At 65.7% G+C, this 23,573-nt stretch carries 20 protein-coding genes; 1 reads left to right on the top strand and 19 read right to left on the bottom strand.

Annotation, left to right across the window (positions count from 1 at the left end; genetic code table 11):
- Positions 1-13: 13 nt before the first annotated feature.
- From U5782_RS18465 to U5782_RS18440, 6 genes are all read right to left on the bottom strand, one after another.
- Positions 14-895: a formyltetrahydrofolate deformylase gene (locus U5782_RS18465; RefSeq protein WP_322045307.1), complete on the bottom strand. Its 882-nt coding sequence runs from the start codon at positions 893-895 to the stop codon at positions 14-16.
- A gap of 306 nt (positions 896-1,201) precedes the next feature.
- Positions 1,202-1,723 (bottom strand): hypothetical protein, encoded by a 522-nt coding sequence (locus U5782_RS18460; RefSeq protein WP_322045306.1) that lies wholly within the window; start codon positions 1,721-1,723, stop codon positions 1,202-1,204.
- An 874-nt stretch (positions 1,724-2,597) separates the two neighbouring features.
- Positions 2,598-3,740 (bottom strand): hybrid sensor histidine kinase/response regulator, encoded by a 1,143-nt coding sequence (locus U5782_RS18455; protein ID WP_322045305.1) that lies wholly within the window; start codon positions 3,738-3,740, stop codon positions 2,598-2,600.
- 14 nt (positions 3,741-3,754) lie between these two features.
- Positions 3,755-4,405: a chemotaxis protein CheB gene (locus tag U5782_RS18450; protein ID WP_322045304.1), complete on the bottom strand. Its 651-nt coding sequence runs from the start codon at positions 4,403-4,405 to the stop codon at positions 3,755-3,757.
- Positions 4,406-4,460: 55 nt separating this feature from the next.
- The gene (locus U5782_RS18445; RefSeq protein ID WP_322045303.1) at positions 4,461-5,345 is read right to left on the bottom strand and encodes a CheR family methyltransferase; all 885 of its coding nucleotides are present in this window, start codon (positions 5,343-5,345) and stop codon (positions 4,461-4,463) included.
- Between the two features lie 4 nt (positions 5,346-5,349).
- The gene (locus tag U5782_RS18440; protein WP_322045302.1) at positions 5,350-8,958 is read right to left on the bottom strand and encodes a response regulator; all 3,609 of its coding nucleotides are present in this window, start codon (positions 8,956-8,958) and stop codon (positions 5,350-5,352) included.
- A gap of 388 nt (positions 8,959-9,346) precedes the next feature.
- On the opposite strand from U5782_RS18440, the gene U5782_RS18435 reads away from it, so the two are divergent.
- Positions 9,347-9,760: a lysozyme inhibitor LprI family protein gene (locus U5782_RS18435; RefSeq protein ID WP_322045301.1), complete on the top strand. Its 414-nt coding sequence runs from the start codon at positions 9,347-9,349 to the stop codon at positions 9,758-9,760.
- A 28-nt stretch (positions 9,761-9,788) separates the two neighbouring features.
- On the opposite strand, the gene U5782_RS18430 is transcribed toward U5782_RS18435, so the two are convergent.
- From U5782_RS18430 to U5782_RS18370, 13 genes are all read right to left on the bottom strand, one after another.
- On the bottom strand, positions 9,789-10,844 hold the full coding sequence (locus tag U5782_RS18430) for a methyl-accepting chemotaxis protein (RefSeq protein ID WP_322045300.1): 1,056 nt from the start codon (positions 10,842-10,844) through the stop codon (positions 9,789-9,791).
- Positions 10,845-11,087: 243 nt separating this feature from the next.
- Positions 11,088-12,938 (bottom strand): alpha/beta hydrolase family protein, encoded by a 1,851-nt coding sequence (locus U5782_RS18425; protein ID WP_322045299.1) that lies wholly within the window; start codon positions 12,936-12,938, stop codon positions 11,088-11,090.
- Positions 12,904-14,088: a pyrroloquinoline quinone biosynthesis protein PqqE gene (gene pqqE / locus U5782_RS18420; protein ID WP_322045298.1), complete on the bottom strand. Its 1,185-nt coding sequence runs from the start codon at positions 14,086-14,088 to the stop codon at positions 12,904-12,906. Before pqqE ends, U5782_RS18425 begins: the two co-directional genes overlap by 35 nt.
- Complete coding sequence (gene pqqD, locus U5782_RS18415; protein WP_322045297.1) at positions 14,081-14,365, bottom strand: pyrroloquinoline quinone biosynthesis peptide chaperone PqqD; 285 nt, start codon at positions 14,363-14,365, stop codon at positions 14,081-14,083. The genes pqqE and pqqD overlap by 8 nt, the downstream gene beginning before the upstream one ends.
- Positions 14,362-15,111, bottom strand: a complete 750-nt coding sequence (pqqC, locus tag U5782_RS18410) for a pyrroloquinoline-quinone synthase PqqC (protein WP_322045296.1) — start codon at positions 15,109-15,111, stop codon at positions 14,362-14,364. The genes pqqD and pqqC overlap by 4 nt, the downstream gene beginning before the upstream one ends.
- Before the next feature lie 70 nt (positions 15,112-15,181).
- Positions 15,182-16,093: a pyrroloquinoline quinone biosynthesis protein PqqB gene (gene pqqB / locus U5782_RS18405; RefSeq protein WP_322045295.1), complete on the bottom strand. Its 912-nt coding sequence runs from the start codon at positions 16,091-16,093 to the stop codon at positions 15,182-15,184.
- An 86-nt stretch (positions 16,094-16,179) separates the two neighbouring features.
- Complete coding sequence (pqqA, locus tag U5782_RS18400; protein WP_084162062.1) at positions 16,180-16,251, bottom strand: pyrroloquinoline quinone precursor peptide PqqA; 72 nt, start codon at positions 16,249-16,251, stop codon at positions 16,180-16,182.
- A gap of 298 nt (positions 16,252-16,549) precedes the next feature.
- Entirely contained in the window at positions 16,550-17,845 is a 1,296-nt protein-coding gene (locus tag U5782_RS18395; protein WP_322045294.1) for a citrate synthase family protein, read from the bottom strand.
- A 172-nt stretch (positions 17,846-18,017) separates the two neighbouring features.
- Positions 18,018-19,460 carry an amidohydrolase family protein gene (locus U5782_RS18390; RefSeq protein ID WP_415914367.1) on the bottom strand — a complete coding sequence of 481 codons (1,443 nt, stop codon included), beginning with the start codon at positions 19,458-19,460 and terminating at the stop codon, positions 18,018-18,020.
- Between the two features lie 17 nt (positions 19,461-19,477).
- A complete protein-coding gene (locus tag U5782_RS18385; RefSeq protein ID WP_322045466.1) occupies positions 19,478-20,263 on the bottom strand; it encodes an ABC transporter permease in 786 nt (261 codons plus the stop codon).
- A 68-nt stretch (positions 20,264-20,331) separates the two neighbouring features.
- Positions 20,332-21,132: an ABC transporter ATP-binding protein gene (locus U5782_RS18380; RefSeq protein WP_322045292.1), complete on the bottom strand. Its 801-nt coding sequence runs from the start codon at positions 21,130-21,132 to the stop codon at positions 20,332-20,334.
- A gap of 2 nt (positions 21,133-21,134) precedes the next feature.
- Complete coding sequence (locus U5782_RS18375; protein WP_322045291.1) at positions 21,135-22,169, bottom strand: aromatic ring-hydroxylating dioxygenase subunit alpha; 1,035 nt, start codon at positions 22,167-22,169, stop codon at positions 21,135-21,137.
- A 41-nt stretch (positions 22,170-22,210) separates the two neighbouring features.
- Positions 22,211-23,227 (bottom strand): ABC transporter substrate-binding protein, encoded by a 1,017-nt coding sequence (locus U5782_RS18370; RefSeq protein ID WP_415914359.1) that lies wholly within the window; start codon positions 23,225-23,227, stop codon positions 22,211-22,213.
- Positions 23,228-23,573: the final 346 nt, after the last annotated feature.

Here is a 23,573-nt window from a genome sequence, read left to right as displayed (position 1 = left end):
CCAGGACGCCTGCTTACAGCACGACCGTTCTCGCCCCATTGATAAACACGCGGTGTTCCAGCACGGCCTTGAGCGCGCGCGCCAGCGTCACGCACTCGAGATCGCGCCCGACTGCGAGCAGACGCTGCGGCCCGAAGGCGTGATTCACGCGTTCCACCTCCTGCTCGATGATCGGGCCTTCGTCGAGATCGGCGGTCACGAAATGCGCTGTCGCGCCGATCAGCTTCACGCCGCGCGCGTGCGCCTGGTGATAAGGCCGCGCGCCCTTGAAGCCGGGCAGGAAGGAGTGGTGGATGTTGATCGCGCGGCCCGCGAGCTTCGCGCTGGTGGCGTCGGAGAGAATCTGCATGTAGCGCGCGAGCACGACCCACTGGGCGCCGCTGCTTTCGACGAGATGCAGCAACTGCGCTTCCTGCTGCTCGCGCGTATTGGCATCGACGGGCAGATGATGAAACGGCAGACGATGCTGCTGGGCAATCGATTCGAAGTCCGGATGATTCGAGACGATGCCGGCGATGTCCATCTCCAGCTCGCCCACCCGCCAGCGGAACAGCAGATCGTTCAGGCAGTGTTCGAGCTTCGAAACGAGGAGCAGCACCTTGGGGCGCTGACGCAGATCGTGGATGGCCCAGTCCATGCCATGCGCGCGGCCCGTGGGCGCAAAATCGTCGCGCAGCGCGGCGAGGTCGAGCGAACCCTGGGTGCCGTCGGCGACGACTTCATGGAACACGCAGCGCAGGAAGAAGCGCTCGCCATCGGCGTCGTCGAACACGGTTAGCTCGTCGATATAGCAGCGGTGGCGGTCGAGAAAGCCTGCTACGGCAGCGACCTGACCCGCCGCACTCGGGCAGGACAGGGTGAGGGCGAAAGCGTGCGAGCGTTCGGTCGCGGTCATGCGGTTCTCCTGGTGTCGTCGTGGCGGCGCGGCGCGCGGCATGACTGGCACGGTAAGGGAGAGACCGGGGCGGCGCATAGAACGATCGCGCTAACTTGCCGGTACGCGCGCGCCACGCGTGGCCGGGCGGTGGGCCGCGTCGCATTCAGGAAGGTTCTGGTCGGGTTGGCACGACTCGAAGCGCTTTGGGCGGCCGATCATGGCGGCCGAGCCCCGGGTTGCGGCGCGGGCAGGCCGGGCCAGCGTCGGGCGCTTCATTGCGTTAGACGAAGGCGTGCAGGCCGGTCGCCTGCGCGTTCCGTGGTGTCAGAAGCCGTGCCGGACAGTGAGCGTCGCGCCGGAATCGTGCGAATGCAGCACGGCCACGCGCGCTGTGCCCGAGAACACCCAGTCGTCGACGGTCAGCGAGAGCCTGCGCTGCGGGGCCGCGCCGAGCGCCGTATTCGAAGTCGGCAACTGGACGATGGAAATCTGCGGCGCGGTCGATGGGCCGGTGGCGAGGAATTGCGCGGACTGCGCGGACTGCGTGGGCGCACTTGAGGGGGGCGCGTGTTCCGTCACATACGTGTACGTGTGGCCTAGCTGGGCACTATAGAACTGACTGATCTGCGAGTAGAAAGGCGTGGTCTCGCTCGCCTGATATTGCATCTCGTAGTGATGCAGATAGCTTTGCGTTTCGGGGATGGTCGAGACGACCTCTGGCGGCAGCGGCGCTATGTTGGCAACCGTCATTTCCTCGGGCACATCGCCGGCGGGACCGCCCGCGAATGCATAGCCGCTTAGCAGGAGCAAAGCAGCGCCGACCATCCTTTCGTTCAGGCACGTCATGGGCATGCCTCCAGTGAAGGAATCGAAACGTCACAAGGGCGGTGATTACGTCTGAACTGACCGACTGTGCAGTGCGGCCTTGCTGCGTTGCATGCACCAACACATTGTAGTCAGTGAATCGCGACGTGCTACGTGAATGTGCGCATCTTGCCGTGGATGCGCGATCGCGATGGCGTATGTGTGGATGAAGTGGATAGGCCACACAAGCTTCATGAAGGGACGCTGAAAACGATGTCCAGGCAACCTGACGGATGCATTCGGGACGCATTTCTGGGCGCTTCGCTGCAGGACTTTTTTTGGCATTTCCTTGTTTTCTTTTCGGTTTGCCAGGGTTGCCCCTGTGCGGGGCGGCACCTACTTTCTTTGCCGCGGCAAAGAAAGTAGGCAAAGAAAGCCGCTCACACCGCCAGTGTGACGCAGTCCACAACCAGCCGCCAAGGGGGAATGGTATAGGGGCGTCTGCCACCTCGCGCCATCCAACGAAGTGACAAAGGGCTCATTCATCCCGCTGCTCGCTACGCTCGCAGCGGAAGGGTCTGCGAGGGAAACCCCTTACTAAAGGCATTTTCGCGAGCTCTGGCAAACCTTCGGTTTGCCGGTTATGCCCCACGGGGCGCGTAGCGCCCCCGGAGGTATGACGGCCTTGTCACCAGGTTTGGTGGTGCGAGATGACAGACGCTCCTATACCTTTCCCCCTGTACGGCAGTTTGTGGACTTCGTCACACTGGCGGTGTGAGCGGCTTTCTTTGCCTACTTTCTTTGCCGCGGCAAAGAAAGTAGGTGCCGCCCCGCACAGGGGCAACCCTGGCAAACCGACAAGAAAACAAGGAAATGCCAAGGCACTCCTAATCAGTCAGTATTCCAAAATTCAAATTCAAGCGAGCCCAATTTCAAACACCTGGCCCCCGCCCAAAGGCTTCCGCGGCAACCGAATAGTAAAAGCGGTCCCGTCCGCCGAATTAGAGGTCACAGTGACATCCCCCCCATGCGTCCTGGCGATGAGCCGAACAATATGGAGCCCGAGCCCAAGCCCGGACCCTTGCCGCTCGGCGCGCGTCGCGGTACTAAAAGCGGCAAACAGCATAGGCATGACATCGGCAGGAATCGCGCCGCGATTAGCCACCGTCACGAGCACCTCGACTGGCGACTCACCGCTGACCCGCAATCGCACGGGCGCATCGGCTTCCCCATGCGTAAGCGCATTGATGACGAGATTGGCCACCGCCTGCGCGATCAGATCCGAGTCCCACAGTCCGGCAAGATCGCCCTGCGCTTCAAACACCAGCCGCCCGCCGGCAACAATAGCGGCATTCGCCGCAAACTCCTCGATCACGGCCTGGCAAAGCGCATCGAGTTGCACCTCCGAGCGCCGCAGTGGCAACCGCCCGCCTTGCAGCCGGGCCAGGTTCAGCAACTGCTCGACCATACGCGTCATGCGCCGCCCGCAATGCTCAATGCGCCGCCCCACGGCAACGATCTTTTCGTCGCTGGAAGCGCGCGTGAGATATTCCGCCGAACTCATCACCGCCGAGAGCGGCGAGCGCAGATCGTGGCTCAGCACCGCCATCAGCATTTCGTTGGCTTCGAGCATCTGCCGCGTGGCCGCGAGTTGCTCCGCAAGCTGGCGCTTTTGCAGTTCGAGTTGCACGAAGATGCTCACCTTCGACTGCACGATGCGCGGCTCGATGGGCTTGTAGAGGAAGTCCACCGCACCGGCTTCGTAGCCCTGGAAGGTGCGGATCGCGTCCTGCGAGGTGGCCGTGAGGAAGATGATCGGCACGTGCGCGGTGCGCGGGCTGCCGCGGATCAGCGAGGCCAGTTCGAAGCCGCTCATGCCCGGCATGTTGACGTCGAGGATCGCCACGGCGACGTCGTGTTCGAGCAGCAGTTCGAGCGCCTCGACCCCGGAGCGGGCCACGAGCAACCGCACGTCGGGCTGCGCGAGCAGGGCCGACAGCGCGGTGAGGTTGTGCTCGATGTCGTCGACGATCAGCACATTGACGGTGGGCAGGTTCATGCGGTTTATCCGGGTCAATCCAGTTTCATCTCCGGCCATGCGGCCAGCCGTGCGCCGAGTTGGGCGGGTGTCATCGTTTCATTCACTGCGCCAAGCGCGATAGCCGCTTCCGGCATCTGCGGCGCGGTCGCCGTCGCGGGCGTCTGTGCCCAGGTCGTGCCGCCCGCCGCGCGGATCGCCGCGAGGCCGCGCGCGCCGTCGTCGTTCGCGCCCGAGAGCAGCACGCCCAGCAGGCGCGATCCGTACACCGGTGCCGCCGATTCCATCAGCACGTCGATCGAGGGACGCGAGTAACGCACCGGCCCGGCAATCGACAGCGCAATGCTCGCGTCGGTGTCCACCAGCATGTGGTAGTCGGGCGGCGCGATATAGACGTGGCCGCGCTCGATCGGCTCGCCTGCGTCGGGTTCGGCCACCGGCAGCGCGCAGCGGTCGGATAGTGCGCGCACCAGGAAGCTTGGCGAGGCGGGCGGCAGGTGCAGCACGATCAGCACGGCCGCGCCGAAGTGCACGGGCAGTTTCGGCAGGATCTGGCCTAGCACATCCACGCCGCCCGCCGACGCGCCGATCACCACGGCGTCGAACGGGCCCGCCACGGCGCGCGCTGCGCGTGAGGCGGGCTGGCTGGCGGTGGCCGGGTCGTGTTGAGGGCGGGCGGCGGGCATGGCGCTATGCGATGGGTGGGTGGTATTGGGCGGTGAGGTTCGGGTTCGCTGGGGCTCAGCGCTTCTGGTAGATGCGTTCGGCGGCGCGGAATTCGTCGAAGGCTTCATGGCGTTTCGAAAAGCGCAGGTTCTCCTTGCTGCCGAGGCCAAGAAAGCCGCGCCGCACCAGCGCGCGCTCGAACAGGCCAATCGCGCGGTCCTGCAGCGGCCGGTCGAAGTAGATCAGCACGTTGCGGCACGACACCAGGTGCGCTTCGAGGAACACTTCGTCGGTGGCGAGGCTGTGGTCGGCGAATACCACGCGCTCTTTGAGCGTGCTGGACAGGCGCGCGCCGCCGTAGGCCGCGTGGTAGTAGTCGGACAGTGTGCGCCGTCCGCCCGCCGCCAGGTAGTTCTGGCTGAAGCCCGCGAAGCGGTCGACCGGATAGATGCCCGATTCCGCGCGCTCCAGCGCCTGCGGGCTGATGTCGGTGGCGTAGAAGATCGTGCGCTCGGCGAGTCCTTCTTCTTCGAACAGGATCTTGAGCGACCAGAGTTCCTCGCCCGAGCTGCAACCCGCCACCCAGACCTTGAGCGACGGATAGGTCTGCAGGACCGGCAGCACGTGATGGCGTAGCGCCAGAAAGTATTCCGGGTCGCGGAACATGTCGCTCACCTGGATCGTCATGTAGCCGAACAGGCGCGAGAAGTCGTCGGGGCTGCGCAGCACGCGGTCCTGCAACTGGCTCAGCGACGCCACGCCGAAGTCGCGCCGCGCTTCTTCGAGCCGGCGGCGCAGCGAGGGCAACGAGTAGTGGCGGAAGTCGTGCTGGTAGCGCAGGTAGATCGCTTCGAGCAGCAGGCGCAACTCGATGTCGAAGACGCTCAGCGCCGGCCGCGCGACGTGCAAGGTCGAGGGCGCGCTGGCGGGCGCGTTCGCGGGTTGGGTGGATTCGCTCATGATCTTACTTGCGCAGCCAGACGCGGCACAGCGATACCAGCTTGTCCACGTCGATCGGTTTGGAAACGTAGTCGTCCGCGCCCGCTTCCAGACAGCGCTGGCGGTCGTCGGCCATCGCCTTCGCGGTCAGCGCGATCACCGGCAGGCCGGCAACGCGCGCAAAGCGCGGATCGCCGCGCAGCGCGCGCATGGCGGCGAGGCCATCCATTTCCGGCATCATCACGTCCATCAGCACGAGGTCCACCGGCTCGGTGCCGCCCAGCAGGTCCAGCGCCTCGCGGCCGTTGCGCGCGATCAGCAGCTTCGCGCCCAGCGGTTCGATCACATGCGACAGCGCGAAGATGTTGCGCACGTCGTCCTCGGCCAGCAGGATGGTCTTGCCTTCGAAGGTGTCGTCGCGCTGGCGCACCGCGCGCAGCATGCGCTGCTGCTCGGGCGCGAGCGACGATTCCACGCTGTGCAGGAACAGGGTGACTTCGTCGAGCAGGCGTTCCGGCGAGCGCGCGCCCTTGATGATGATCGATTTCGAGTAGCGGCGCAGGCGCTGTTCGTCGTCGTCGGAGAGCATGCGGCCGGTGTACACGATCACCGGCAGGGGCGCCACGCCCGCTTCGCCCGCGAGCTTTTCCAGCAGGTCGTAGCCGGTGCCGTCGGGCAGCGTGAGGTCGGTGACGATGCAGTCGAAGGCGCCTTGCGCGATCTGCGCGTGGGCGTCCGCGAGCGTGCCGACGGCGACGATCTGCACGCCGTCGCCCACCAGCAACGCGCGGATGCTTTCGCGCATCGCGTAGTCGTCCTCGATCACCAGTACGCGCTTCACGCGCTGTTCCAGGCGCGATTCGAGCCGGCGGATCGCTGCTTCGAGCGTGCTGCGCGCCGTGGGCTTGAGCGTGTAGCCGATCGCGCCCAGGTGCAGCGCCTTGTCGGCGTGGTCGGTGGCCGAGACGATATGCACGGGAATATGGCGCGTGAGCGGGTCGCCCTTGAGCCATTCGAGCACGGAGAGGCCGGAGCGGTCGGGCAGGCCCACGTCCAGCAGCACGGCCACGGGCGCCTGGTCCTTGACCATCGCGTAGCCGCTCGCCGCGTCCGCCGCGTGCAGGAAGTCGAATTTGAGTTCGCGCACGAGGTCGCGCAGGATTTCGGCAAAGGGCAGGTCGTCCTCGATGACGAGGATCGCGCGGTTGCCGGTGCGATGCGCGCGGTCGTCGGCGATCGCCGCGGCGGCTTGTGAGGCGGCGGCGCTCGCCGCGACGATGGCCTCGCCGGCCCGCTCGGCCGCATTGAGCGGGGTCGCCGCTTCCAGAACCGGCGCGCCAGCGGGCGATGCGACTTCAGCGCGCGGTGCGCTTGCCCTGGCATGAGTTGTCCCAGCATGGACCGCCCCGGTATGGACCGCCCCGGTGTGGACCGCCCCGGCGATCACCGCCTGGGCGGCGTCTTCGGCCTGGGCGAGCCGCGCGGCGGCGGTGCTGTCGAGCGGCAGCCAGAGCGTAAACACGCTGCCCACGCCCGGTTCGCTCGCCACGCCGATCCGCCCGCCCAGCAGACGCGAGAGCTCGCGCGAGATCGACAGCCCGAGCCCGCTGCCGCCGTACTGGCGGCTCGTCGAGCCGTCGGCCTGCTGGAAGGCTTCGAAGATCATCTCCAGTTTGTCCGGAGCGATGCCGATGCCGGTGTCGCGCACGTCGAAGCGCACGACATTGGCGTCGACCGGCGAGACCGTGAGCGAGACTTCGCCGCGCGCCGTGAACTTCAGCGCGTTCGACAGCAGGTTGCGCAGGATCTGCAACACGCGCTGGCCGTCGGTCGTGAGGGCATCCGGCACGCCGGGCAGGCGGTCGATCGTGAGCGCGACGTGTTTTTCGCGCGCGAGCGGCGCGAAGGTTTCGTGCAGCGAGCTCGTCACATCGTCGAGCTTGATGGTCTCCAGCATCAGTTGAACCTGGCCCGCTTCGACCTTGGAGAGGTCGAGGATGTCGTTGATGAGCGCGAGCAGGTCGGTGTTCGAGGCATGGATCGTGGCCGCGTAGCGCACCTGTTCCTCGCTGAGGTTGCCGGTGCGGTTCTGCTGGAGCAGCTTCGCGAGGATCAGCGAGCTATTGAGCGGCGTGCGCAACTCGTGCGACATGTTGGCGAGGAATTCGGATTTGTAGCGGCTCGATTGCGCGAGGCGCTCGGCGTTGCGCGTGAGTTCGCCCTGGGCGCGCTCCAGTTCGCTCTTTTGCGTTTCGAGGCGGCGGGCGTATTCCTCCAGTTGAACATTGGTCTGTTCCAGCTCGACCTGTTGCGCTTCGAGGCGCGTTTGCGAATCCATCAGCGCGCGGCCGCGTTCCTCCAGCCCTTCGTTGGCCACGCGCAGTTCTTCCTGCTGCACCTGGAGTTCGTGGTTGAGTTGCTGCGCGTCGCCGTAAGCGGCCTGGAGCCGTTCGCGCGAGATCGCGGCTTCGACCAGATCGCCCATCGTGCCCGCCACGCGCTTGAGAAATTCGCTGTCGCGCGGCAGCAGCGCGCGCATGAAGGCCAATTCCACGACGCCGTTGATCTGGCCGTTGGTGTCGATGGGCGAGATCAGCAGCGAGGCGGGCGCGGCCGAGCCCAGCCCCGATTCGACCTTCAGATAACCGGCCGGAGCATCGCGCAATTCGATCACGCGCCGTGAGGCGGCGGCCTGGCCCACCAGCGTCTGGCCGTCCTGGAGGATCGGCACGTTGTAGCCGCTTTCGTCGCCGAAGCCGAAGGTCGCCACGCGGCGCAGCGCGAAATCGTGGGCGTCGCGCACATAGAGCGTGGCGACGCTCGCGCTCAGATAGCCCGCAAGGCAGTCGAGCATCGCGCCGGCCACTTCGGCGAGCGCTTCCTTGCCCATGCCGCTTTCGGCGAGCAGGCGCTGGCCCGAGCGCAGCCACACTTGCTCCCCGAGCGCTTCGGCCTGTTCCGCCTGGCTGCGCAGCGCGTCGTCGTAGGTGGCGGAGAGCGCGGTCATCTCGCGGCGGCCGAGCCACGCGAGCAGACCGTTCACGAGCACGGTGAGCGCGAGAAATACCGCAACGGTCGTGATGGTCAGGCTGCGTGCCGCCGATGTGCGATCCTGGCGCAGCCGCGTTTCCTCGGCGAGGAAATCGGCGAATTCGCGCTGGAGGGCGTCGGCGTTGGCCTGGCCGTTGTCGTTCTGGACCGTCGCCAGCACGGCGTCATGATTGCGGCGCAGCCGCACGGCCTCGCTCGCGGATTTGTCCCATTGCTGCCCGAGCGCGAGGATGCGCTTGAGCCGTTCGACCTGCGGCGGGTTGTCGGCGACCAGCCCGCTCAGGTTCTCGACCTGTGCGGCGAAGCGGGGGCGGCCGGTCTCGAAGGGCGCGAGCATGCGCTCGTTGGCGTCGAGCAGATAGCCGCGCAGGCTCGATTCGCGGTCGGCCTGCACGCGCATCAATTCGTACGCTTCGCCGATCACGCGCTCGGAGTGCTCGGCCCAGTTCATCGTCGAAACCAGGTAGGCGATCAGCGCGACGAAGGCTACGGCCGTCGCGATTCCGGCGAGCAGCGGCAGCGCGACGTTTCTTTGAATGATGCGTTTGAAGCGCAGCGGGTCGATCGCGTTCAGGGCAGGCATTTTTTTCCGATTCTTTGCGATGGTTCGGGGTCGATACAGGAAGGACGGGAATATCGACCGGTTTTTCACGCTGCTGACGCTAAACAGCGCGCCCTCTACGGGGCTAAGTGGCTGAAATTGATGCAAATGCAATCATACAAAAAGGTTGCAGATCGCGTGCGAGGTGGCCGCGCGTCTACGTGCGCGGGTGAACAGTCGCGTCGATCCGTTGCGTCAATGAGCCGCCGATGGATTGCCGTAGCAAGCCGCGTGCCGCGTGGCCGAAGTTTGTCGTTGACGCGAAAAGCAAGGGGCGTGTGCTACAGAGACAGGCGAATGACGGGCTGCATTGGGTGTTACAGCGCGTATGGCATAGTCTTGCTCCGTCACCGTTATGGAGTGCCATCGCATGCGTTTTTTCTCGCGTTTTTCCAGGCTTTACGCGGGTGTGCTGCTACTCGCGAGCGCCTCGTCGTGCTTCGCCGCTCAGCCCGAGTGTCTGAACAACGCGCCCACGCAACTGGCGATGGACGACTGTGTGGGCCGCACGATGAAGGCATCCGACCAGCGGCTCAACGACACCTATCGCGCGCTGCTCGCAAAGGTGAGCAAGGATGGCGCGGATCATCTGCGCAAGGCCCAGCGCGCGTGGCTCGCGTGGCGCGACGCGCAGTGCAGCTTCAATACGATGGGCACGAGTGGCGGCAGCATCAATTCGTCGATGTACGGCCTGTGCATCGACGAACTCACGCAGGAGCAGACAAAGCGCCTGGACGCGCAGCTTCACTGCAAGGAAGGCGACCTTTCCTGTGGTGGGCAGTGACGCCGCGCGATAACGTTCAAGCCAAAACTTATTCGGCCTGCACGGGCTTCTGGCAGATCACCCCGTACCAGCCGAGACCCCGATAGGTTTCGTAACCGGGCGTCGCGGCAAACGAGACCACCGAGCCGTCGAGCGCGGCATAGAAGCCCGCCTGCTTGCCATCGGCCTGAAGCCGGAAGCGCTCGGTGAGAATGCCTTTGTCGTCGGACGCGGCAATCACGCGAAACGATGAATCGAGGATCATGCAGCGCGTGCGGGTCCATTCTTCCTCGCTCAAACGCACGCCCTTGACGACCGCGCCCGCCTGCGGCGCCCAGTCGAAGAAGATCACGAGCGCGCCCAGCACGCGGCCATTGGCGCGCCCGCCTTCGCGGATCGCGGTGGCGTAGGTCGCAACTTGCGCATGACGCAGCGGGGCCAGCGTTTCGATGTCGGCGGCGATATAGTCCGCGCCCGACTTCGTTTTCATCGCCGATTTGAACCACGCGGTCTCGCCGACGTTATGGCCGCGCACCGGATACTGCGCGTGGCGTCCATTAGCGACCACCACGCCGTGCTCGTCGACCACCCAGAGGTCGCGATACACCGTGTAGCTGTCGAGAATCACGGAAAGGCGCTCGGCCGCGTGCGCCGCCGTGGCCGACGCATCGGCGCCGTCGCGCGCGGCGAGGCATTCGACGACCGCCGAATCGGTCGCCCACCAGCGTACGTCGCAGGAGCGCTCGTAGAGATTGCGGTCGATCACGTCGATCATGTTGAGCGCGAGGTCGGCGCAACGCTGGCCGTCGTGCGAGCGCAGCCGGTCGATCATGCTGTCGCCCAGTTGCGTGAGCGTGGACAGCGAGCCCGCGAGATCCTTGTTCAAGGTCGACGTGATCTCGGAGATGCGTCGCGAGACGTGCTTGACCTGATTCGCGACCACGGCGAAGCCCTTGCCCGCGTCGCCCGCGCGCGCCGCTTCGATCAGCGCGTTCAGCGCGAGAAACGTGGTTTCGCGATTGATGTCGTTGATGTCGCTGATTTTGCTCGTGGCGAGGCGTTTGACTTCGTGGGTGAGATCGACGATGGCTTGCGGATTCGACATGCAGGGTTCCGTGACATGAATGTGAACATGACGGTGCAGGCATGCAAGGTTCGGGCCTGTCGATTGCCTCGGGATTGTTGCGCGCGCAAACGATCGCAAACGTTTTACGTTTGCGTATGCGTGCTGGGTGTTACGCCACGCGAGTCAATGCGCGCAGGCACGCACCAGCGTGGCCCATGAGCGTGCTCGTTTCATGCACGCTTATGGGCTTACCGGGGCTTACTGACGCTTACTGACGCGCGATCAAAGTGGCGTTTGACCGAGAACGCCGCAATAGAAGGCGTATTCGGCCTGTAGTGCGTGAGCCTGATTGACGGCCTTGCGAAAGCCGTGACGCTCGTCGGCGTAGTAGTGGGCCTCGGTGGCGATGCCGTTGGCCTGCAACGCGCTCACCATGCTGCGGGTCTGGTCGGGCGTCACCACCGCGTCCAGCTCGCCCTGGAAGAACGCCACGGGCACGCGGATCTGGTCGGCATGCAATAGCGGCGTGCGTGCGCGATAACGTTCGGCGTCGGCCACGGCGTCGCCGATCAGCCAGTCGAGATAGTCGGCTTCGAACTTGTGCGTGTGCTGGCCCAGCGTGAGCGGATCGCTCACGCCGTAGAGGCTCGCGCCGCCACGGAATACGTCGCGGAAGGCGAGCGCGCACAGTGTCGTGTAACCGCCCGCACTGCTGCCGCGAATGAAGGCGCGCGCGGGATCGATACGCTGTTGCGCGGCCAGATGCGCGACCACGTTGCAGGCGTCGTCCACATCAACCACGCCCCAGCTTTCGTGCAGCGCCTGGCGGTACGCGCGTCCATAGCCGGTGCTGCCGCGATAGTTGAGATTGACGACGGCGAAGCCGCGCTGCGTCCAGTACGGAATGCGCGGATCGAACACGGGATAGCAGGCCGAAGTCGGGCCGCCGTGAATGAATACGACGACGGGCGGCGGCGCTTGCCTGCTTTCAATGCTTGGCGGTGCATAGAAATAAGCGTGCGATTCGGCGTCACCGCTCGCAAAGCGCAGCCGCTCGGGCACAGGAATGCGCTCGACCGGCATCATGGGCGAGACATCGGCGAGCACCTCGATGCGGTAATCGTCGCGACGGATCGCGAGTACCGCAGCGGGGCAGGTGGGCGATGCGGCGAGGCAGTAGAAGTGCTCGTCGTCCGCCGCGAGATTGCGAAAGCGGCTGTATTCGGGCGCGAGTGTATGCAGTGCGCCGTCGGCCGCGCGATGGCCGAGTACGCCCCAGCCTTCGTCCGTCCATGTGGCGAGGCTCGAACCGTCGTCGAGCGCGATCCAGTTGCGAGCGCCCAGTTGCCACGGCGCCGCTGCATGATCGGCCGACGCGGCAGGCAGTGCTTGCAACGCATCGCCCTGTTCGCGCCACGGCTGCCAGAAACCGCCGCGATCGCTCAGGCAATACAGCGTGCCGTGCGCGTCGAACTGCGGTTGCTGCAACGCATCCTCGATGTCGTCGCCCGCGAGCGTGTGCGCGGGCAGCCATGCGCCGCTCGCGTCGCGCTCGCTGCTGCGCAGACGGGTGGCGGTCCACGGTTGATGCGGGCGCTGCCATTCGATCCACGCGAGACGCGCGCCATCGGCACGCAGGCAAGGGCTTGCATAAAAGTCGGCGCCTTCTACGAGCACCGTACGCGCGCCGTCCGCGAGCGCGATCGAGACGATGCGGTGCGTGCCGCTGTCTTCCTCGACCGCAAGCACCAAACCGTCGCGGTAGCGCAGATCGCCGTAACGCAGGCCCGCTTGCGTGAGCGCTACCGGCGCGGCTTCGCCCTCTACGGGCTGGCGGTATAGTCGCTGATCCTTCTCGTTGGCGAATACTACGGCATCCTCAGCAAGACAGAAGGAGCCGCCACCGTATTCGTAGACGCGCCCGCGCACGCTGAAGCCATCGGGCGTGAGGCAACGCGCCGCCGAGCCGCTGCGCCACTGCCAGAGGCGGGTGGCGGCATCGGCGGGATCGTAGGCAGTCCAGAATACGCCGCGCGCCGACGCGGCCAGTTCGCCAAAGTCCTTGCCGGCGGCGACGGCCTGTTCGGCGCTGACGCGCTCAGGGCTTGCTGAGTTCGCGGGAGTTCCTGTCATTGCGGAAGATCAGTTTCTGGATCGGTTGCACGGGTTGCGCGGCTTCGCTGCGGGCCTGCACGATGATGCGATGCTCGGGCGACTTGCCGCATACCGGGTCGGTATTCGCGGCGTCGCCGGTCAACATGAAGGCCTGACAACGGCAGCCGCCGAAGTCCTTTTCTTTCTCGTCGCACGAGCGGCACGGCTCGGGCATCCACGCGTTGCCGCGAAAACGGTTGAAGCCGAACGATTCGTACCAGATGTGGCGCAGATCGTGATCGCGCACGTTGGGGAAGTCGATCGGCAGCATGCGCGCGCCGTGGCAGGGCAGAGCGGTGCCGTCCGGCGTGACCGTGAGAAAGAGCGCGCCCCAGCCGCCCATGCAGGGCTTCGGGCGTTCCTCGTAATAGTCAGGTGTCACGAAGATCAGCTTGCAGGGGTTGCCGCTTGCTTCCAGTTTCTCGCGATACTCGTTGGTGATGCGCTCGGCGCGTTCGAGCTGCTCGCGCGTGGGCAGCAGCAGCGCGCGGTTGAGCTTGGCCCAGCCGTAGAACTGGGTGGTTGCGAGTTCGACGAAATCCGCTTCGAGCGCAATGCATAGCTCGATGATGCGGTCGATCTCGTCGATGTTGTAGCGGTGCGTGACGAAGTTCAGCACCATCGGATAGCCGTGCGCCTTCACGGCGCGCGCCATCGCAAGCTTTTGCGCGAATGCCTTGCCCGAACCGGCGAGCATGTTGTTCACTTCTTCGTCGCTCGACTGGAAGCTGATCTGGATGTGATCGAGGCCGGCGCGCTGGAAATCCGCGAGCTTTTGCTCGTTCAGGCCGATACCCGAGGTGATGAGGTTCGTGTAATAGCCGAGCCTGCGGGCCTCGGCGATCAGTTCCGCCAGATCCTTGCGCACCAGCGGCTCGCCGCCGGAGAAGCCGATCTGCGCGGCGCCCATCTGGCGCGCCTCGGTCATCACGCGGATCCACTGCTCGGTGCTCAGCTCCTCGCCCTGGCGCGCGAAGTCGAGCGGGTTAGAGCAATAGGGGCATTGCAGCGGGCAACGGTAGGTCACCTCCGCGAGCAGCCACAAGGGCAGGCCCACGGCGGGTTGAGCGTTACCCGGCGCGGCGGTTGCAGCAGGTGCCGCGCCAGTCGTGAGGCGTTCGTCAGACAAGATCGATCCAGTGCTTTTCGCGCGCGACGAGCATGAATTGCTCGACGTCCTCGCCCAGTTCGGGCACGCCCGGGAATTGCGCGTCCAGATGCGCGACGATGGCCGCGACGTCGCGGGTGCCGTCGATCAGCCCGCCGATGGCGGCGGCGCTATCGTTGAGCTTGATCATGCCCTCGGGATAGAGCAGCACGTGCGCGTTCTGCGCGGGCTCGAACTGGAAGCGGTAGCCGCGTCGCCAGACGGGTTTCAGATTGCGGTCGAAAGGCGTGGTGCTCACAGTGCGATCCCCTTGTGCCAGACACGTTCGTTCGTGACCGTATGATACGGCGGACGACCCAGTTCGTAGGCCATCGACATCGCATCGAGCATGGTCCAGAGAATGTCCAGCTTGAATTGCAGGATTTCCAGCATGCGTTGCTGGCTCTCCCAGGTCGTGTAGTGCTGCAGCGTGATCTGCAGGCCGTGCTCCACGTCGCGGCGCGCCTGGCCAAGGCGCGAGCGGAAATACTCGTAGCCGCGCGGATCGATCCACGGGTAGTGCGTCGGCCAGGTGTCGAGGCGCGACTGGTGAATTTGCGGGGCGAACAGTTCGGTGAGCGAACTGCTGGCCGCTTCCTGCCAGCTCGCGCGGCGCGCGAAATTCACATACGCATCCACGGCGAAACGCACGCCCGGCAGCACCAGTTCCTGCGAACGCAGTTGATCGGGATCGAGCCCGACGGCTTCGCCCAGACGCAGCCACGCCTCGATGCCGCCATCCTCGCCCGGCGCGCCGTCGTGATCGAGCAGACGCTGGATCCAGAGCCGGCGCACTTCGCGGTCGGGACAGTTGGCGAGGATCGCCGCGTCCTTCATCGGAATGTTGACCTGGTAGTAGAAGCGGTTCGCCACCCACCCCTGGATCTGTTCGCGGGTCGCGCGGCCTTCATACATCGCCACGTGATACGGGTGGTGGATGTGATAGAACGCGCCCTTGGCGCGCAGGGCCTGTTCGAATTGCTCAGGAGTGAGGGCGGCCTTCATGTTTCTGTCCAATGTCTGCTGCGGGAGGAGTGCATGACGTGCGCGTACGGAACGCGCACGTCATGCGGTGTTACAGGTCGATGCTCATGCCGTCGAAGGCGACCTCGACGTTGCGGCGAGCGAGTTCGGCGCGCTCGGGCGAGTCTTCGTCGAGGATCGGATTCGTGTTGTTGATGTGCGTGAGGATCTTGCGCGCGTGCGGGAACTGATCGAGCACTTCCAGCATGCCGCCGGGGCCGCTCTGCGCGAGATGGCCCATCTGGCGGCCCGTGCGCGTGCCGACGCCGCGACGCTGCATTTCGTCGTCGTGCCAGAGCGTGCCGTCGACCAGCAGGCAATCGGCTTCGTGCATGCGCGCGAGCAACGCTTCATCGACTTCGCCCAGACCCGGCGCGTAGAACAGTTTGCCGCCCGTGCGCGTGTCCTCGATCACGAGGCCGATATTGTCGCCCGGATGCGGATCGTGCCGATGCGGCGAATAAGGCGGCGCTGCGCTGCGCAGCGCGAAAGGCGTGAAGCGCAGGTTCGGGCAGGCGGGAATCGTGAAGGCTTCGCCCGAAATGATCGGGTTCCAGCGCAGGCCGCCGTTCCAGTGCGTGAGCATCGGGAAAAGCGGGAAGCCCGTGTTGAGGTCCTCGTGGACCATGTCGGTACACCAGACATCGTGCGGGCAGCCTTCGCGCAGGCTCAGGAGGCCGGTCGTGTGGTCGATCTGGCTGTCCATCAGCACGATGGCCGCGATGCCGGTGTCGCGCAGCGCGCGGCCCGGTTGCATGGGCGCAAAAGCCTGCAATTGCGCGCGGATATCGGGCGATGCGTTGCAGAGAACCCAGGACTCGCCATCGTCCGAGACGGCGATCGACGACTGCGTGCGCGCCTTCGCGTTGAGGCGGCCGTTACGAAAGCCCGCGCAGTTCGCGCAATTGCAGTTCCACTGAGGAAAACCGCCGCCGGCCGCGGAGCCGAGAATGTGAATGTGCATGCTTGCTGAAGAAGGCAGCGGCTAGACCGCGCCAGAGAAATAGCCCCGGCTGGCCGGGGCTATGGGGATGATGCTGACGCTACGGATTAACGGTTCGAAATGTACATCGTGATTTCAAAGCCGAAACGCAGGTCGGTATAAGCGGGCTTGGTCCACATGGCGGAACTCCTTAAAAATGGATGGGCAGGCGGACGTCCGGCAAAGCGGACACACCGGATAAAGCGGGAAATAGAGGCCGATGCGAACAGGCGGAATGAACTGCACGCCTGACACGCTACGCGCCGCCATTCTCCTCGCGCGTATCGTATCAAATTTGGGCGCGGCACGACGGTTCGCGCGCACGCAATTGGCCCTGAAAAACCGTATCAAACGCCAAATCGGCGGCTAGAAACACTCTATTTCGTATGCCGCAATACTCAGGCGGTAAAAATGGCCTGAAATACGGCTATTCGAAAGCTACGTAATCTTGAACAACGTGGTGAACATGTCCGGTCCGGGCGCGGCATCGGCGGGCGTCGCGTGCTTTGCGCCGCGTCGGCGTGTGCCGGGCGGCGTGGCGTCGATCTCGCGTTCTGGCGGCGGCTTCCCCGTATAAACGGCGCGCGGGCGGATCAGGTGCGGATGCTGGCGCTGCTCCAGGCCGTGCGCGATCCAGCCTGCCGAGCGGCCCAGCGCGAACAGTCCGAACGCGGCGCCCAGTGGTAGCTGCAAATGGCGGCGCAGCGCCACGAGCGCGAAATCGAGGGAGGGACGCTGCCCGACCAGCGTGCTGCCCAGATCGACCAGCGTCGTCCATTTCGGATGGAGCGGCAGCACGCGCGAGAGCAGGGCCGCCGCGCGTACATCGCCATCGGGATAGAGCGGATGGCCGAAGCCCGGCAGATCGTCGCCGCGCGCGAGGCGCTCGCGCAAGCGGCGCTCGGGTTCGTCTTCGCCGAGTTCGTCCCAGAGCGCCTCGTCGCGTGCGGTGGACGCGCCATGACGGCCGCCCGACAAACCCGCGAGACCGCCGATCACCACCGAGCGCAGGCTCGCGTCGGTGGAGGCGACGCAGCGCGCGGTGAAGCTCGACGCATTCAGTTCGTGATCGGCGCATAGCACCAGCGCCATGCGGATCAACTCCGCGCCCGCGCGGCCGACGCCCCAGGCGCGTGCGCATTGCAGGTGGATCGGCGCGGTATCGGGCGGCGTGCCCAGCAGGCAGGCGGCGAGCAGGCGCACGAGATCGCCGCAGCCCTGGGCCAGATGTTCGGCGCTGGGTTGCCAGATGGCCGTGGGCGTATCTTCGCTCGCGACGGAAAAGAGCGGCAGCAGCGCGTCCTCGGCGCGCCGGTCGCGGTAGTGCGCGAGCAGCGCCTGCAAGACGTCCGGCGCTTGCGGCGCGCGCGGCGTGAAGGCCGCTGCGGCGTCGCATTGCCAGAGCAGCGCGGCCACGTCTTCGAGGCTGGCGTGCGCGGCCAGCTCGAGTGCATCGACGCCCCGATACGAGAGCCGCCCGCCCTCGATCAGCGTGATGCCCGATTCGAGCACCGGCGCGCCCCAGTCGAGCGCTGCGCGCGCCACTTCCTTCGGCTTGCGTGCGCGGGCGCGTTGTCCGGCGAGACGATCGACGTCGGTCGCGAGATAGCGGCTTTCGCGCGAGTCCGGGTCGCTTTCGGCGCGCAGCAGTCCGCGGCTCACGTAAGCGTAGAGCGTTTGACGCGAGACGCCCAGGCGCGCGGCGGCCTCGGTCGAGGTGAGGTAGGTCGGCATGATGGCGGGCAGCGATTCGGTCGCAGATCGCCCAGCATAATCAACGTCGACGATTCCTGTGCGCGAGGGGACAAACGGGCTGCGACGGCCACGCCCGCTGGCGATGGTCATCGACAAGCCGTGCCGGTGGAAGGGGCGGGACGTGTGCCGGTCCCGCCTGCCAGCAAGTCGATCAGCCTTGAACCTGATCGAGCATGGCCTTGACCGCTGCACGGGCCTCGTGCGCGATTTCGGCCAGATCGACATCGGGGAGGGCGTCGTCGGTCACGATGCGCTGGCCGGCCGAAAACAGCGCCTTGAGGCTCGGGCGTCCGCCGCTCGCCACCGGCCCGATCGCCGGATCGTGCAGACCGAAATAGCGCGGGTCGTCGAGCTTGTAGATCGCCAGATCGGCGCTGTAACCCGGCGCGATGCGTCCCACCTCGCCCAGTCCAAGCACGTTCGCGCCGCCCGCCGTGCCCCAGTGAATCACCTCCTCCACGCTCGCCGCGTGCGCGCCGCCCTCGAACTGGCCGCCGCGATACGCGGGCTGCGCCACCATGCCCACTCGCGCGCGCTGCGCGAGCCACGTCATGTGGACCTCGGAGATCATGTCGGCGGCTTCGTTGGAGGCCGCGCCATCGACGCCAATCGACACCGGCACGCCTGCCGCCGCGAGTTCCGTCACCGGACAGATGCCGCTGCCCAGCCGCCCGTTGCTCTGCGGGCAATGCGCGAGGCCCGTGCGGGTTTCGCCGAGCAGCGCGATTTCGTCGGCGTCGAGCTTGACGAGGTGCGCGTACCAGACGTCCGGGCCGAGCCAGTCGTTTTCGCCGCAAAACGCCACCGGCGACATTCCATGCATCGCCCGCGCGCTGTCCTGGTAGGACACGGTCTCGGACAGATGGCTATGCAGACGCAAGCCGAGCCGCCGGGCCAACGCGGCGCTCTCGCGCATCTCTTGTGGCGAGATCGAATAGAGCACGGTGGTCGGCGCAACCGCCACTCGTTGCATCGCGCGCGCGGAGTCATCGTGATAGCGCGCGGCCAGGCGTTCGATATCGGCGAGATAGTGGTCGAAGGATTCGGGGCGCAAGGCGCTCGGCAATTCGGCTTCGAGTTGGCGCGTGCGGGTAGCGCCGCCGCGCAGCAGCACGAAGCGCAGGCCCAGGCGATCGGCTTCCTCGAACAGGATCCCCGAGCTGTCGAAGGGCATGTCGGGATAGTAGAGGTAGTTGTGATCGGCCACGCTCGCGCAGCCCGAGCGCGCCAGCTCGATCAGGCCGATGCGTGCCGCGAGCCGGAAGCGCCGTTCGTCGAATAGCGCGCGAAAGCGATAGGGCGTGGCCGCGAGCCAGGGCGTGAGGCTCGCGTTCAGTCCGCCTGGGTCGCCTTTGAGCAGCGACTGGAACAGATGGTGATGGGTGTTCACCCACGCTGGATACACTACGCAATCCGAAGCATCGACGGTCGTTTCGCCTGGGCGCGGCGTGAGCGCGCCGATCGCTTCGATGGTGTCGCCGCGCAGGCGGATGTCGGGGCCGGCGAGGCGCGTGGCTTCGCCTTGGCGCCCATCGCCGCCGGTCATGATGGCTGTTGCGTTGCGGATCAGGGTGGTGGTTGTGTTCGTGGTCATCGTGCTCGTCATGGTGTTCATAGCGCGCTCTCATGCCAGCCGCGCAGGCACGCGCGCGAAAGCGCCACGGTCAGCCCGAACAGGACCACGCCTGTCACGGTGATCAGGAGCAGGGCCGCGAAGAGGCGCGGAATGTTGAGTTGAAAGCCCGCTTGCAGGATCTGATAGGCGAGTCCCGCGCCGCTGCCGCCCGTGCCCGCCACGAACTCCGCCACGACTGCGCCGATCAGCGAGAGGCCGCTCGATATCCTCAGGCCTCCGAAGAAGTACGGCAGCGCGCTGGGAATGCGCAGGCGCACCAGCGTCTGCCAGCGGGTCGCGCGATGGATGCGGAACAGGTTCACGAGCCCCGGATTCACGCTGCGCAAGCCGAGCGCGGTATTCGAAATGACCGGAAACAGCGCGACGAGCATCGCGCACAGCACGAGCGCCGCCGTGGTGTCCTTCACCCAGATGATGATGAGCGGCGCGATGGCGACCACCGGCGTGACCTGCAACAGGATCGCATAGGGAAAGAGGCTGGCTTCGATCAGCGGGCTTTGCGCGAACAGCAGCGCGATGGCCACGCCCAGCACCACGGCGGCCGCGAACGCGAGCAGCGTGATCTTGAGTGTGGCCAGCAGGCTGCCGAACAGCAGCGGCCAGTCCGCGATCAGTTGCGTGAAGATGGCGGCGGGCGACGGCACGAGCCACGGCGGCACGGCCGCGAGCGTGCACCACGCCTGCCACAGCGCGAGCAGGATCACGCCCACGGCCAGCGGCGCGGCGAATCGGGCGACGCCGGGGCGATGCAGCAGCGGCAGACGCCGTGGCGCTCGCGTGCGCTTGATCGAGCGGGCCACGTCGGGCCCGGAGGTCAGGGTGTGGTCGTTCACGCTTGCACTCCTTCGTAGTGGTCGCCCTGAGCGGCATGGGCTTCGGATATCCGCGCGGATAGCGTGCTGCAATAGTCGATGAAAGGCGCCGAGACGCGCCAGCCCTCATCGCGTGATTGTGGGCCGTCGATGCCTACATCGGCGATCACGCGGCCCGGCCGCGCCTGCATGACGACCACGCGACTCGACAGATAAACGGCTTCGTAAATGCTATGCGTGACGAACACGACGGTCATGTTGCGTCGTTGCCAGAGCGTGCGCAAATCGCTGTCCAGCCGGTTGCGCGTGAATTCATCGAGCGCGCCGAACGGTTCGTCGAGCAGCAGCAGATCGGGCTCGGTCACGAGCGCACGGGCGAGCGATGCGCGCATCTGCATGCCGCCCGACAGTTCGCGCGGGCGCGCCGCGCCGAACTTCGCCAGACCCACGCCCGCGAGCGCCTCGCTCACGCGCGCATCCGCTTCGCGGCGCGGCACGCCGGCGAGATCGAGCGGCAGGCGCACGTTGTCGGCGACGCTCGCCCACGGCATCAGCGTGGCCTCCTGGAACACCATCGACATGCGCCGGCCCGGCGTGCCCACCGTCGAAAACGGGCCGCCCCACCAGCGCAGGTGCCCATGCGAGGGCGCTTCGATGCCGGCGAACATTTTCAGCAAAGTGCTCTTGCCGCAACCCGAAGGCCCGAGCAGCGAGACGAACTCGCCGGCTTCGATGTCGAGACGCACGTCCTCCAGCGCGACGGTGCCGTTCGGGTAACGCTTGTCCACGCGCTGGACAGCCAGCAAGGGCGTCGTCATGGTCAGATCTCCGTTTCGTTGCGGAACACTTCGCGCTCGCCGTGATCCGCGAGCAGTTTGAGCAGCATGCGCCGCATCAGCAGGCCAGGCTGGTCGGATTCCATGTGGCATTCCTGCTGGCGGCGCACGTCGATGCAGGCGTCGTAGTCGGTGGCCTCCAGGATATCGCGGTCCTCGTCGGTGATCGGGCGGTCCCAGTCGATCAGTTCCTGGGTGCTGCAGGCTTCTTCCGTGTCGTTGCGGTAGAGCCATTGCGACAGCATGATCGAGCGGTCGTCGATGGGCGTCGCGCAGTTGTAGATGATGTGGTGCACGCCGCTGGCCGGATAGACGCAGCCAAAGCGCCGCGCGAACGGCATGAACCAGCGGTTGAGCAGGTGGCGTTCCGTGACGGGCTCGCTCGTGCCGGTGATGCGGTGGCTCGCGGCGGGATTGCGCACGGGCACGTGGGTTTCGGCTTCGAAGCCCCAGTCGTGCGGACGGAATTCGTACTTCGACGGCTTGGGGCTGTTGAAGAGTCCGAAGTTGGCCTTGTGCACGAAGCTGAAGTGCGAGTTGTCGAAGGAGTTCTCCATCATGCGCAGCGGGCTGGTTTCCCAGCGTTCGTAGAACTGCAGGATGCGTCGATACTGCGGCGCGCTGTCTTCGGGAAACTCGGGGATGGGTTGCAGCGGCTCGTCGAGCGCGACCCATGCGTAGCCATAGCGCGCCTCGCAACGATAGGCGGGCACGATGGCGCGCGAGGGGATGGCCGAGCCGTCGCTTTGCGGGATCTTCACGCAGCGGCCGCTGCAATCGTAGGTCCAGCCGTGGTAGCCGCAGGCGATGTTGCCATCGTTGTCGACGAAGCCTTTGGAGAGTTTCGCGGTGCGATGGCAACAGCGATCGCGCAGCGCATGCGGCGCGCCGTCCGCGCCTTTCCAGAGCACGATGGGCTCGCCGAGCAGCGTGAAGGGCTGCGGGCCCGCATCGAGTTGTTCGAGCGGCATGATGGCGTACCAGAAGCGGCGCAGGACTTTTTGTTGGGTGACCAGCATGATTAGCGTTCCTTATTTATTGTGGGCGAGGGTCGGCCGCGTCAGGGCATGACCTTGAGGTTGTCGACGTACTTGAGCGTGTAGGCGGTGCGATAGTCGGCCGAGGCCTTGAGCAGGCCTGCACCCACCATGTAGTCGTAAGTGCGTTTCCAACGCGCATCGGTCATCGCGCCGATGCCGAGCTTCGTGGCGTCGCCGCCCGTCACCAGGCCGAGTTTCTTCAGTTGCGCGACGCCGTAGGCAAGCTGTGCATCACTCATCTGCGGATTGTCTTTCTTGATGAGCGCGTTGCCGGGCGCCGGGTCCGCAAGATAGCTGCGCCAGCCTTCCATCGACGCCTTCACGAAGCGCGCGACCACCTCGGGGCGGGCCTTGAGCGTGTCGCGCATCGTCACGATGGTCGTGTTGTAGGGCGGATAGCCGTCGTCGGCGAACAGGAAGAAGTGCGACTTGATGTGGGCCTGGTCCGCCTGGAAGGTTTCGGAGGTCGGGTAGGCCTGCATGGCGACATCGTGCTGCACGTAGAACGGTTGCAGGTTGAAGGTGTAGGGGCGGGTCTGGGCATCGTCGTAGCCGTATTTCGACTTGAGCCACGGCCACCAGCTCGTGCGGCCGGAACCGGCCACGAGTATCGTGCGCCCCTTGAGATCGGCGAGACTCTTGACGTCGTCGTGCGTGAGCATGCCTTGCGGATCGAACTGGAACGAGGCCGCCACGGTCACGACGGGAATGCCCGCCGCCACGGCCGACAGCACCTGGAAGTCGTAGCCGAGAATGAAATCGGCCTGACCGCCTGCGAGCAATTGCAGGCCGTTGACCTGCGGGCCGCCCATGCGGATCGACACGTCGAGTCCGTATTTTTTGTAGAGACCGGTGGCGAGCGCCTGATAGAAGCCGCCGTGTTCGGCCTGGGCATACCAGCTTGTCAGCAGCGTGACGTGATCGTCGGCGCGCGCGGCGACGGGCAGGCAAACGGCAAGACACAAACCAGACAGGGCCATCGCGCCCAGGGCACGGACGCGACGAAGCCCGCGCGTTGCGCGAGACAGGATCTTCATGAGCAAACTCCGCAAGGGAACGCACCGCGGCACATCATGCGGCGCAAGGGAACGCGAGCCTGCGCTTGCGCGCGGCCCGGCTGGAAAGGTCGGGAGACAATGAACTGCGGGATGAAAATCGAACGGGGTCATCGCATACGCTCCTTGTTGGCGGAACCCGGTCGGTTCCGTGCAAACGCCGATCGACGATCGACGTGGGCGCACGATGCGCCCCAAGAGCAATGCCCCGCGTGGCCGGCATGAAAACATGCGCCGGTCGCTAGCCGCTTCTACTCTGTGTGTAGCATTAAGCGAGCTTCGTGCCAGTTGGCTCGCTATGGTTCAAACGCCTGATTTTGTGGGGTTT

It is taken from the genome of Paraburkholderia sp. J67, assembly GCF_905220265.1.
Classification (GTDB): Bacteria; Pseudomonadota; Gammaproteobacteria; order Burkholderiales; family Burkholderiaceae; genus Paraburkholderia.
Note: the sequence above shows the minus strand (reverse complement) of the source record. Positions and strands in the feature narration are given on the sequence as shown.